The sequence below is a fragment of the Gordonia sp. (in: high G+C Gram-positive bacteria) genome (assembly GCF_047606305.1).
Classification (GTDB): Bacteria; Actinomycetota; Actinomycetes; order Mycobacteriales; family Mycobacteriaceae; genus Gordonia.
Genome location: NZ_JASGER010000050.1, coordinates 1 through 11603, shown reverse-complemented (window position 1 = coordinate 11603; position 11603 = coordinate 1). Strand labels below are relative to the sequence as shown.

Annotated in this window: 12 protein-coding genes; 3 read left to right on the top strand and 9 right to left on the bottom strand. The window is 71.6% G+C overall.

Annotated features, from left to right (window positions below; translation table 11 throughout):
* The 3 genes from QM634_RS07810 to QM634_RS07800 form a co-directional block, all read right to left on the bottom strand.
* Positions 1-476 (bottom strand): chlorophyllase/cutinase-like alpha/beta fold protein (locus QM634_RS07810; protein ID WP_415042208.1); only part of this gene is annotated, 476 nt, incomplete at its 3' end.
* A 188-nt stretch (positions 477-664) separates the two neighbouring features.
* Positions 665-1135, bottom strand: coding sequence for a hypothetical protein (locus QM634_RS07805; RefSeq protein WP_415042207.1), 471 nt, complete (start codon positions 1133-1135; stop codon positions 665-667).
* Entirely contained in the window at positions 1132-1449 is a 318-nt protein-coding gene (locus tag QM634_RS07800) for a hypothetical protein (protein ID WP_415042206.1), read from the bottom strand. The genes QM634_RS07805 and QM634_RS07800 overlap by 4 nt, the downstream gene beginning before the upstream one ends.
* A gap of 61 nt (positions 1450-1510) precedes the next feature.
* Between QM634_RS07800 and QM634_RS07795 the strand changes: the two genes are divergently transcribed.
* The gene (locus QM634_RS07795; protein ID WP_415042205.1) at positions 1511-2389 is read left to right on the top strand and encodes an SDR family NAD(P)-dependent oxidoreductase; all 879 of its coding nucleotides are present in this window, start codon (positions 1511-1513) and stop codon (positions 2387-2389) included.
* Between the two features lie 6 nt (positions 2390-2395).
* Here the strand turns inward: QM634_RS07795 and QM634_RS07790 are convergent, their stop codons facing one another.
* The 4 genes from QM634_RS07790 to rplM all read right to left on the bottom strand — a co-directional run bounded on the left by QM634_RS07790 (position 2396) and on the right by rplM (position 5377).
* Positions 2396-2941: a hypothetical protein gene (locus QM634_RS07790; protein WP_415042204.1), complete on the bottom strand. Its 546-nt coding sequence runs from the start codon at positions 2939-2941 to the stop codon at positions 2396-2398.
* A 95-nt stretch (positions 2942-3036) separates the two neighbouring features.
* The gene (gene glmM / locus QM634_RS07785) at positions 3037-4395 is read right to left on the bottom strand and encodes a phosphoglucosamine mutase (RefSeq protein WP_415042203.1); all 1359 of its coding nucleotides are present in this window, start codon (positions 4393-4395) and stop codon (positions 3037-3039) included.
* Between the two features lie 5 nt (positions 4396-4400).
* Positions 4401-4922, bottom strand: coding sequence for a 30S ribosomal protein S9 (rpsI, locus tag QM634_RS07780; protein ID WP_415042202.1), 522 nt, complete (start codon positions 4920-4922; stop codon positions 4401-4403).
* An 11-nt stretch (positions 4923-4933) separates the two neighbouring features.
* Positions 4934-5377: a 50S ribosomal protein L13 gene (rplM, locus tag QM634_RS07775; protein WP_415042201.1), complete on the bottom strand. Its 444-nt coding sequence runs from the start codon at positions 5375-5377 to the stop codon at positions 4934-4936.
* A gap of 205 nt (positions 5378-5582) precedes the next feature.
* Between rplM and QM634_RS07770 the strand changes: the two genes are divergently transcribed.
* A complete protein-coding gene (locus tag QM634_RS07770; RefSeq protein WP_415042200.1) occupies positions 5583-6131 on the top strand; it encodes a YceI family protein in 549 nt (182 codons plus the stop codon).
* 62 nt (positions 6132-6193) lie between these two features.
* Here the strand turns inward: QM634_RS07770 and QM634_RS07765 are convergent, their stop codons facing one another.
* Entirely contained in the window at positions 6194-7084 is an 891-nt protein-coding gene (locus tag QM634_RS07765) for a type VII secretion-associated protein (RefSeq protein WP_415042199.1), read from the bottom strand.
* Positions 7081-11043, bottom strand: a complete 3963-nt coding sequence (gene eccCa, locus QM634_RS07760; RefSeq protein ID WP_415042198.1) for a type VII secretion protein EccCa — start codon at positions 11041-11043, stop codon at positions 7081-7083. Before eccCa ends, QM634_RS07765 begins: the two co-directional genes overlap by 4 nt.
* 202 nt (positions 11044-11245) lie before the next feature.
* Between eccCa and QM634_RS07755 the strand changes: the two genes are divergently transcribed.
* Positions 11246-11603 (top strand): EsaB/YukD family protein (locus QM634_RS07755; RefSeq protein WP_415042197.1); only part of this gene is annotated, 358 nt, incomplete at its 3' end.

The following is an 11603-nucleotide window of genomic DNA, read 5'->3' as shown; positions in this document are numbered from 1 at the left end:
GCCAGGCTCGCCGCGCGGACCGGCTCGGTGGCGGCGAGGACGTCGGGCCCCAGGGCGAGGACCGCGCTCGCGGCACCGAATCCATGGCCGGCGACGGTGACCGAGTCGGGGTCGACGGTCACCGATTCGCTCAGCCCCAGCCGAACCCCGGGCAATCCGGCGACGGCGGTGCGGACCGCGGCGGCGAGGGCCACGTCCGACGGGGCGGGCCCGCGCTCGACGTCGGGCGCGGCCGCCACGATGCCGTGGGTGGCCAGGTGGAACAGCAGGTCGCGGTAGCGGCCGACGTCGGCCATCCACGCGTGGCCGAAGACCACCAGCGGCAGACCGCTGCCGGACTCCGGGGTGAAGATCTGGCCGGGGACGCCGACGAAGGCGAGGTCACCGCGCAGGACCTTGTGGGGTCCGCGGCGGGCCAGCCGGGTCATCAGCTCCGCGGGCGGCGCGGGCGGCGGCGTTGCTTTTCTGCCAAACACTCCCCGAGCTTATTCCCACCACCCGGCCGGGCGTAGCAGGCGCCGCGAATGGGCGCCGGCGACGGCCGACTCACGCGCCACGGGCGGTCGAGGTGGGTCGTCGACCCGATCACGACGACAGGCATCGATCGCCGCCAAGCACTGGTCGGCGGCTTCCCGGATCCGCGCAGCCGCGTCGGCATCGGCCATCAGCGCCCGCCGATCAGCACCAACTCGCCGTCGGATCCACCGCCGTCGAGGCGGCCGAGTTCGGTGTCGATCCGGGTCGCGCCCGCCCGTGCGGCGACCAGCGCGCGCTCGACCTCCCCGTTCTCGACCCAACCATCGGGCCGGTCCCCGTCGTCGGGCTCGGCGACAGCGCCGCCCGTGGCGCCGGCCTCGTCGAGAACGTGGGCCAGTCGTGCGCCGACCGCGACCAGACCCTGCCATGCCGCACCCGCCGCCTCCTGGAGATGGCCGAGCGCGTCGAGGTCCTGGCGCAGTCGGTCCGGCAGCTCGACCAGCGTCCCGTCGTCGACCCCGCCGAGCCGTTCGGCACGGTGCCGCAAGGCGACGACCTCCGCCAAACGGTCCCCCAGTCCCGCTCCCACGGTCGCCAGGAGAGCCGCGTCGGCGCCCAGACGGTCCAGGTCGACACCGAGGCGAGCGCCGGGACTCACGACGGCCCCCGTCGCCCGGCGAGCGCCGCGATCCGCCGGGCAGCGGCGTCGTCGGACTCGGTGATCGCCGACGAGCGCGTGGCCAATCCGCGTGCCGCGGCGCGCAGTTCCGTCGATCGGCGGGCCAGTCGTGCCGCCACGGCGTCGACGGCCGGGCGGTACCCCGCACTGCGGCGGTCCCGCAGACCCCGGTAGTCGCCGGTTCGCAGCAGCGCGACGTGCTCGTCGATGACGTCCGCGATCCGCCGACAGTCCACCGCGAGCCGCGACGCCTCCGCCGGATCCAGACGTACACCCCGGGTCCCCGTGCTCATGTTCCTTAGACGCAGCCGGGCCGCGAACGGTTCCCTCCGCCCAGGCACTAGCCTGACTCCCATGGCCAACAAGATCCTCGACAACCTGGCGCGCGGCTCCCGCCGGATCGCGACGCACACCGCCTTGCAGCGCGCGGTCACCGTCCACGACCTCGCCGAGAAGGTCGCGCCCCGCGATCTGACCGGCAAGCTCGTCCTCGTGACCGGCGCCTCCTCCGGCATCGGTGAGGAGGGGGCCAAGCAGCTGGCGGCCGAGGGGGCGCAGATCATCCTCGTCGCACGCGGCGAGGAGGGCCTCGAGCGCGTCGCCCAGGAGATCGCCGACGCCGGCGGGCTCGCGTTCCCGGTACCCGGCGACCTGTCCACCGAACAGGGGGTCGGCGACGTGCTCGACAGCGTCCTCACCCGCTACGGCACCCCGGACATCGTCGTGAACAACGCCGGTCGCTCGATCCGTCGCGACGTGGCCGACTCGACGGGTCGCTTCCACGACTTCCAGCGGACCATGGCGATCAACTACTTCGGCCCGGTCGCGATGACGCTCGGCGTCCTCGACGAGTTCATCCGCCGCGACGAAGGACATTTCATCAACGTCTGCACCTGGGGCGTGACGAACGGCGCGATGCCCAAGTTTGCCGCCTATGCGGCGTCGAAAGCGGCGCTCGCGACCTTCGGGCGAAGCCTGGCCGCCGAGCTCACCGACACCGGCGTCGACGTGACCAACGTCTGTTACCCCTTGGTGGCGACACCGATGATCGCGCCGACCGGCGCCTACGACAACGCGCCCGCCCTGTCCGCGCCCGCCGCCGGCGAATGGATCGTGTACGCGGCCAAGCACCGGCCGCTGGAGATCATGCCGCGCTACGCGAAGGTCATGCGCGGCCTCACCGCGGTGTCCGCGTCGTGGTCGGACGGGATTCTCGCCCGCGGCGCGATGTGAGCGTCGTCAGCCGTTGTAGGTCCAGCGGCCGCGGGCGCACTGCATGGCCTTGCCGCGCGGGCTGCGGGCCGTCGTGTACTGGCCGGTGCACTTCACGCCGGGCTTGCGGACCTGCGGGTCGACGCCGTTGATGCGGATCCACCGGTACTTGCCCGATCCCATGTGCGCGCAGACGACGGTGCCCTTGGCGGTGGTGCGGATGCGGCTGGCCTGCGGCGCGCCGCACACGCGGCCGACGCCGGGCAGGTTGTTGTTGCGGACGCGGTAGCTGCGCTGCTTCTTCTGGCCCGGGTGCTTGGCGCCGGGCTTGACCGCATGCGGCTTATGCTTGGCCGGCGGCACCGGCTTGTCGGCGGGCTGCGGACCGAAGGGGCTCTGGTTGAGCGAGCCGAAGTCCAGGACGGCGGTGCGCGAGGCCAACTCGGGCTTCGCGTCGTGTCCGAAGACACCGGCGACGGTGGCTCCGCCGACGCCGACGCCGAGCGCCACAGCAGCAGCCACCACGGTGCGCGTGAGCACCGAGTTCTTGCGTCGTTTAGTCACACCAGTCACATCAGTAACACTAGCCAGGGGTGTTCACGGAGACCAGCCACCATCGCACGTTGAGTCCCAATCGCAACCGAGACGCAATCTCGTGCGTGGTGCCCTCAGCTGCCGGCGGCGGCGACGACGTCGGCGATGCGCGTCGCGATGCCGTGGGCGGCATCGGCGGTGGGCGCCTCGACCATCACGCGGACGAGCTGCTCGGTGCCCGACGGGCGCAGCAGCACCCGTCCCTCGCCGCCGAGCTCGCTCTCGGCCTCGGTGACGGCCTCGCGGACCGTGTCGGCCTCGGCGACGGCGTGCTTGTCGGCGACCTTGACGTTGATCAGCTCCTGCGGGAGCACGGTCATGATGGCGGCGAGGTCCTCGAGGGTCTTGCCGGTGGCCGCCAGCTGCTCCATGAGCAGCAGGCCGGTGAGGATGCCGTCGCCGGTGGTGCCCGCGGCGGGGACGACGATGTGGCCGGACTGCTCGCCGCCGAGCGAGTAGTCACCGCGGCGCAGCTCCTCGAGCACGTAGCGGTCGCCGACGGCGGTCGTGCGCAGTTCGATGCCGGCCTTCTCCATCGCCAGGTGCAGGCCGAGGTTGCTCATCACGGTCGCGACGAGGACTCCGTCGGAGAGGGTGCCGCGGTCGGCCATCGCGGTCGCGAGGATCGCCATGATCATGTCGCCGTCGACGAGTTCGCCGCGGGCGTCGACGGCCAGGCAGCGGTCGGCGTCGCCGTCGTGGGCCAGCCCCAGGTCGGCGCCGTGCTCGGCGACGGCGGCCTGCAGCTTGCCCATGTGGGTGGAGCCGCAGTCGTCGTTGATGTTGAGGCCGTTGGGCTCGGCGTGCATCGCGATGACCGTCGCACCGGCGTCACGGTAGGCCTGGGGGCCGAGGGTCGACGCGGCGCCGTGCGCACAGTCGACGACGACCGTCACGCCGGACAGGTCGGCCGAGATCTGCTGGGTGAGGTGGCTCAGATAGCGCTCGGCGGCGTCGGGGGCGTCGACGAGGCGGCCGATCTCGGCCCCGGTGGGCCGCTCGACCTGCTCGACGGTCGCCATCGCGGCCTCGATGCGGTCCTCGACGGCGTCGTCGAGCTTGTGCCCGCCGGCACCGAAGATCTTGATGCCGTTGTCGGGCATCGGGTTGTGCGACGCGGAGATCATGATGCCGAACGTCGCGCCGTATTCGGCGGTCAGAAAGGCGACCGCCGGGGTGGGGACGACGCCGACGCGGATCGCGTCGACTCCGTGCGCGGCCAGGCCGGCGCACACCGCCGCTTCCAGGAACTCGCCCGAAGCGCGGGGATCGCGGCCGATGACCGCCGTCGGGCGGTCGACATCGGCCCCGAGGATTTCCGCGGTGGCCGCGGCCAGGCGCAACGCGAGCTCGGCAGTGAGCTCGGCGTTGGCCCGACCGCGGACGCCGTCGGTTCCGAACAGGCGCTTGGCCTGGACTTCGGTCGAAGACACTCGCGTCAGCGCTTGCTGTACTGCGATGCCTTGCGGGCCTTCTTCAGGCCGTACTTCTTGCGCTCGACCGCACGCGGGTCACGCGTGAGGAAGCCGGCCTTCTTCAGGGCCGGGCGGTCCTCCGGGCTGACCTCGATCAGCGCGCGGGCGATGGCCAGGCGCAGTGCGCCGGCCTGACCGGTCGGGCCGCCGCCGTGCAGGCGGGCGTGGATGTCGAAGGCGCCGTCGCGGTCGACGGTCACCAGCGGAGACTTCACGAGCTGCTGGTTCAGCTTGTTCGGGAAGTACGTCTCCAGGTCGCGGCCGCCGTTCAGGATGAACTTGCCGGTGCCGGGCACCAGGCGGACGCGGGCGACGGCCTCCTTGCGGCGGCCGACGGTCTGGATCGGGTGGTCCAGGACGACGGGGGCGCGCTCGACGCGCGGGGCCGCCGGGGCCTCCGACTCGGTGGTGTAGTCGTCGGTCGCGATCTCGACGTCGGTCTCGGCACCGTCGGCGTCGACGACCTCGATGTTCTCTTCAGTCACGTTCTCGTCGCTCACTGGGCCACCTGCTTGATCTCGAAGGGCACGGGGTTCTGGGCCGCGTGGGGGTGATTCGGGCCGGCGTAGACCTTGAGCTTGGAGCCCATGGCACGGCCGAGCTTGGTCTTGGGCAGCATGCCCTTGATGGCCTGCTCGACGGCACGCTCGGGCTTGGTGGCCAGCATGTCGCCCAGCGACTGGGACTTGAGGCCGCCCGGGTGACCCGAGTGGCGGTACTTCATTTTGCCGGTGGCCTTGTTGCCGGTGATGGCGACCTTGTCGGCGTTGACGATGACGACGAAGTCGCCGCCGTCAACGTGGGGGGCGTAGGTCGGCTTGTGCTTGCCGCGCAGGAGCGTTGCGCTCTGAACGGCGAGGCGGCCGAGCACCACGTCGGTGGCGTCGATGACATGCCACGTGCGCGTGATGTCACCCGCCTTCGGGGTGTAGGTAGACACGGTTGGTCCTCAACTCTTTGTCGTGACTGCTGGTCCGATGCCCTGGCGGAGTGGCCTCGGCGACCAGTTGGGACCCGAGGTTCCGGTTATCGGCGCAGGCCAGAGGCCTCACCGATGCCGAAGCACCAGCGGACCAGAGTACTTCAGCGCGGCGAGCAGGGTCAAAACGAGCGAAGGGGCCCACCGCGCGCATAGGGTCGGGGTCATGAACGCAGCGCAGTGGAGCATCGGCCCGGCCGACGGCAAGCTGATCATCACGACCGACAAGACCGGGCCCGCCGCCAAGACCGGGCACCGGCTGACCATCGACTTCACTGATTGGGCCGGCACGGTCGACGTCGACGGCGAGGTCCCGCAGAAGGTGTCGCTGACGGTGGTCCTCGATTCGCTGGAGGTGCTCAGCGGCGAGGGCGGCGTGACCCCGATGACCGGCGCCGAAAAGTCGATGGCCCGCTCCAACGCTCTCAAGTCGTTGAAGGCGTCGAAGTTCCCGACGATCACCTACGTCGCGTCGACGGTCTCCCCCACCGACGGCGGTTATCACCTCGACGGGGAGCTGACGGTCGCCGGCACGACCATTCCCAAACAGGTCGACGTCGCGGTCAAGGAGACTGCCAGCGGCTGGGATCTGAGCGCCGCGACGACCATCAGCCACAAGGCTGTGGGACTGAAGCCCTATTCACTGGCCATGGGCGCGCTGAAGGTCGACGACGAGGTCAAGCTCGAGTTCACCGCCAGGCTCCCCAAGCCCTGAACAACTCCGCCGACCGTGCCCAGATTTTCGCCGACCGTGCCCAATATCTCGCCGACCGTGCCCTAGATTTCGCCGACCGTGCCCACGGCGCGACGACAGGCCCGTTCCAGGAGCGACGATCCGGAGTCCTGACACCCGATGCTGACCTGCCGTCGGCCCGGATCCGCGTCGACGACCCGCACGTACCAACGGATCGGCGATCCGGAGTCCGGGGTCTCGCGATAGGCGATCACGGACCTCTCGGCGTAGCGGGCCCGCGCGGCGAAGTCACTCACGGCGTCGTCGCCGCGCTGGCGAATCCGCTCGGCCAGGCTGGCGGCGACCGAGTCCCCAGTGGCTCCGGAGCGCAGCGGGCTCACCGCGACGATGATGCGGCTCCCCGTGTCGGCGTCGACCAGGGCCACCCGCGGCGCCGGGTCACCCGCGAGATCGGTGCGTCGCCAACCCGCGGGAGCGGCGACGCGCACCTCCCCGACCACGACGACGTGCGACGCGGTTCCGGTCCGCGCGCGAGTGAGGGTCGCGAGCCCGCCGACAACGGCGAGGAGCGCGACCGCCGCCGCGGCGACGGGCCATCGGCGACCGGGGCGACGGACGAACGTCGGAATGAACGGCACGACCGGCGGCAACGAAACGTGGGCACCGAATCGGGCGAGGCGCTCCTCGTCGACGACGAGGAGTCGCGCCGGTCCGACGACGTTGGCCAATCTGCGCAACGCCACCCGGGCGCCCGGCCCCCGCGCGTCGAGCACGACCAGGTCGATCCCGGACATCAACGCGGGCAGCCCCCGCACGACGTCGGCGGCGGCGCCCCGCAGCGGGGTCCCGACCGCTGTGGCGGACGCCCCCGCCGCGCGATACACCACCCACTCGGGGCCGTCCGTCGCGACGACGAGCATCGCGGCCACACCGGCGTCGGCGTGGCTGCGCGCGATGGCCAGCGGACGGCTCACGACCCGCTCGCGACGTGGACGATCTCGCTGCCGGTGCGCGTGACGAACTCGCCGCGGCCGGGAACACGACGGCACATCCGCGTCTGACCCACGATGTAGCCCTCGTCGCGGTCGCCGCTCATCAGCAGGGTGTCGGTCGACAGGTCGCGCAGTCGGGCGATCACCGGATCGAACAACGCCCGGGAGAGGCCGCCGGAGCGACGCGCGAGGATCAGGTGGAAGCCGATGTCGCGCGCACTGGGCAGGAGATCGACGAGGACCAGAAGCGGGTTGCCCGACGCGGTGGCGACCATGTCGTAGTCGTCGACCACCAGGTAGATGTCCGGTCCGCTCCACCAGTCGCGCGCGGCCAACTGCTCGGGCGTCACGTCCTCCGGTGGCAGGCGCCCCTCCAGCAGCGCGGCGAGCTCGGCCATCATCGGCCCCGCCGAGGCCGCCGAACTCGCGTATCCGGCCCGATGCGAATCGGGAACCGCACCGAGCATCGTCCGGCGATAGTCGACGACGACGAGCTTCGCCTGCTCCGGTTCGGCGCCGGCCACCAGTCCCGCGGCCAACGTCCGCAGCACCGTCGTCTTGCCGTGCTCGACGTCGGCGAAGGCCAGCAGGTGCGGGCGGAACCGGAAGTCAACGAGCACCGGGGACAGGTCCGCCTCCCCGATCCCGACCGGTACGACGCCCAGCGCCAGGTCCACCCCGGCCAGCTGGGCCCGCAGGTCGTCGAGCCCGAGCACCGCCGGCAGCAGCGGGACCAGTGGTGCCTGATCGTCGGGATGCTGCGCACGGACCGCGTCGACCAATCCGCCCAGCTCGGCGTCGCGGGAGAGGGCGGGCAGCGCGACGAGCAGGTGCAGCCCCTCGATCGTGATACCGCGACCGGGACGGTCGGCGGGTACGAGCTCGGCGGTCCGTCTGCTCATCTCCGAGTCGAGTGGGTCGCCCAGTCGCAATTCGATGCGCGAACCGAGGAGGTCGCGGACCGACGGGTGGATCTGCGCCCACCGTGTCGCCGTGACCACGACGTGCACCCCGTATGACAACCCGCCGAGGGCGATCGCCCCCAGCGCCTGCTCGAGCTCTTCGAACTCGTCGCGCAGCACACCCATCCCGTCGATGACGAGAAAGACATCGCCGTGCGGATCGTCGTCGCCGGGTGTCCGCCGGGCCCGATACTCGCGCATCGACTCGACGCCCAACCGCGCGAACGCCTCCTCACGTCGCGCCAGTACCGCCCGCACCTCGGCAAGGGTGCGCCGGATCCGCTCGGGATCGGACCGGGTCGCCACCGACCCGACGTGCGGCAGACCCGCGAGCGCCGCGAGACCACCGCCTCCGAAGTCGAGGCAGTAGAACTGGATCTGCGACGGTGTGTGGGTCACCGCCGCGGACGCGATCAGCGTGCGGACCGCCGTCGACTTGCCCGACTGCGGCCCACCGACGATCGCGACGTTGCCCGCGGCCCCGGCCAGATCGACGATGAGCGGTTCGCGGCGCTGGTCGTACGGGCGGTCGACGATCCCGACGGGCAGCCGCAGCTCGCCGGCGATCCCCGGCACCGCGGCGACCAGGTCACCGACGGGCGGCGATTCGTCCAGCGGCGGCAGCCACACCTCGTGCGCCGGAGAGCCCCGTCCCACCATTCGCTCGACGAGGGCGTCGAGCAACGAGGGACCCGAACGTCGCGGCGCCGAAGGCACGGTCGGCGCAATTGTGGGCACGCTCGGCGCGATTGTGGGCACGCTCGGCGAGCTGAAGTCGAAGTCGACCACCCACCCACCGCTTCGAGCGCCCGTGCCACCAGGACCTTCGCCGGCCGGGTCGTCGTCGGCGCTGTCGGCGAGCGGACCGGAGACGTAGCAGGTGTTGAACCGGCGCGGCGGCGCCGAATCGCACTTGAGGTAGGCCGAGCCCGGCACACTCGGCAGGTGATACGCGTCGGGCACGCCCAACACCGAGCGCGACTCGTTGGCCGAGAAGGTCTTCAGCCCGATCCGATACGACAGGTGCGAGTCCAGGCCGCGCAATTTCCCCTCCTCGAGCCGCTGGGACGCGAGGAGCAGATGGATGTGCAGCGACCGCCCGAGCCGGCCGATGGCGACGAACAGTTCGGCGAAATCCGGCTTCTGGGCGAGCAGTTCGGAGAACTCGTCGACGACGATGAACAACGCGGGCAGCGGCGGCAGGTCGGCACCGTCGGCACGGGCCTGGTCGTACTCGGTCACGTTCGCGAAGTTGCCGGCGGCGCGCAGGACCTCCTGGCGGCGGTTCAGCTCACCGCGCAGCGCATCGCCCATCCGGTCGACGAGTGCGAGCTCCTGCTCGAGGTTGGTGATGACCGCGGCGACGTGTCGGCTGCGTTCGAGCCCGAGGAAGGTGGCCCCGCCCTTGAAGTCGACGAGCACCAGGTTCAGCTCGTCGGGCGAATGCGTGGCCATCAGGGCGAGCACGAGGGTGCGGAGCAGCTCTGATTTTCCCGATCCCGTCGCCCCTACGCACAGACCGTGCGGGCCCATCCCGCCGTGCGCGCTCTCCTTGAGGTCGAGTTCGACCGCGCTGCCGTCCGGCGCGTAGCCGATCGGCACCCGTAGCCGTTCCCGACCGACCCTCCCGCGCCAGCGGGCACCCGGATCGAAAACCCGCGGATCGCCCAGGTCGAGGAGCTCGGCGAGTCCGGGGTCGGTGGCCGGCTCGTCGTCGCCGATGTCGGCCAGGGCCCGCAGCGCGGTCGCCGGGCGGTGCACGGCCAATCGTCGGGCGTGGGCCGCGGCCTGGACGACGCTCATCTGGTCGGCGACGGCGAACTCCTCGGTCCCGATCGCGGTGCGCGCGGCGAGCTTCGAACCGACCATCTCCAGGGCCAGCCCGCGCCGCAGCGCGACCTGCGCCAGCTCGCCGCCCAGTGAGCAGATGCCGACACCGTCGATGCCGGCCTCGCCGGCCAGTCGCTCGTCCCCGGTGACCGTCGCGCCGTCGAGGACGATCAGCACGAACGGCTGGGCGCCGGTGCCGGGCTCGCCGCGGGTGAACCGGGTCCGCTCGGCGAAGACCGGTGCGAGTTCGGCCTCGACCTCGCCCAACGACTCCACCAACAGCGGCCCGCGACCGAGAGGACCGCCGTCGCCGGCCGCACCCGTCCGTGCCGCGTGCGGCAGCCACTTGACCCAGTCCCACTGCGACCAGCGGTCGCGATGGGCGGCGACGGCGAGACGGACCTGGTCCGGGCCGTGCCACACCGCGAACTGGACCAACATCGCCCGCATCAGGGCCCGCGCTTCATCGGCCGGCCCGTCGATGGCGATCACCGGGAAACCGCGCAACGAAACCGCGATCGGCAACCGGTGGACGGCCGCATGGGCGCGGAGGAAGCGCCGCAGGGCGACCATGGCGACGGGTTCGAGGTCCTCGGGCGGCGCCATCTCGGGTGGCACCAGCCGGGTCGCCAGTCGCTGCGATCCGACCCCGACGCGCAGGTGGGCGAAGTCCCCGTCGCCGTGGCGGCGCTCCCACATCCGCCGCGAGCCGATCACCCGCCCGAGCGCCGACGGAGCCGGGTGGCACCAGCGCAGCGCGGCCGACTGCTCGTCGACCGTCGTGGCGACCTGGCCGCGCAGCTGCGCCAGGTAGCGGAAGTAGTCGCGCCGCTCGGACCCGAGCTCGGCCGACCGCTTGCCACCACCCCGCCCACCGGTGGCGAACATGCCGACCATCGACATGAGCATCATCATCGGGAACATCAGGAAAAGCGGGTTCGCGAGCACCGACCGACCACCGGTCACGAACATCAGCGCGATCATCCCGACGACGGCCACCACCATGATCGCCGGCAGCGCCGTCGCGGCCAGGCCGTTCGGAACGGGGCGCGAAACCTCCGGCGGCGCAACCAGATCCACATCGCCACCGGGTGCCGGCGGTGGTGCGATCCTCGTCTCGCGGACGAACAGACGCGTCGAATCAGCCATTGATCCCCCCAGATCGTTGACTCACGGGCACTCCCCCGAATGCCCGCCCGCACCCTAACGCCGTCCACCGGCGGTGCGGTGCGGATTGCGCCAACCGGTTTGGCGATTTCGCCGCGGAGCCGCGCGGCGGGCTGGTAGACCGTTGCGGCAAGGGGAGCTTCATCTGGGGGGATGATTCATGACCGCTTGGGCGCGCGTATCCGTGGCCGGACCGGAATCCAGCATCGACGTCGGGCTGCCGGCCGATCTGCCGATCACCGACTTCCTCGACGAGTTGGTGCTCCGGCTGGCCGGACCGCCTGACGTGACCGACCCGACCGTGGAATGGTCGCTGAGCCCGTTGGGTCGCGATGCACTCGCACCGGGTCAGACGCTGCGCGACGCCGACATCGGCGACGGCACCTGGTTGGTCCTGCGCGAGGGACCGGCCGAGGAGCCGGCGGTGCTGATCGACGACACCCTCGACGCGGTGACCGAGATGACGGCCGCTCGCTCCTGGTCGCCGCGCGCCGCGCGGATCGTCGGTGCGACGACCGCCGCCGCCGCGGGCGTCATCGGCG

Coding starts and splice junctions, on each gene's coding strand:
- QM634_RS07800 (WP_415042206.1), bottom strand. CDS start 1,449: ATGAGCACGGGGACCCGGGGTGTACGTCTGGATCCGGCGGAGGCGTCG.
- QM634_RS07795 (WP_415042205.1), top strand. CDS start 1,511: ATGGCCAACAAGATCCTCGACAACCTGGCGCGCGGCTCCCGCCGGATC.
- QM634_RS07770 (WP_415042200.1), top strand. CDS start 5,583: ATGAACGCAGCGCAGTGGAGCATCGGCCCGGCCGACGGCAAGCTGATC.
- eccCa (WP_415042198.1), bottom strand. CDS start 11,043: ATGGCTGATTCGACGCGTCTGTTCGTCCGCGAGACGAGGATCGCACCA.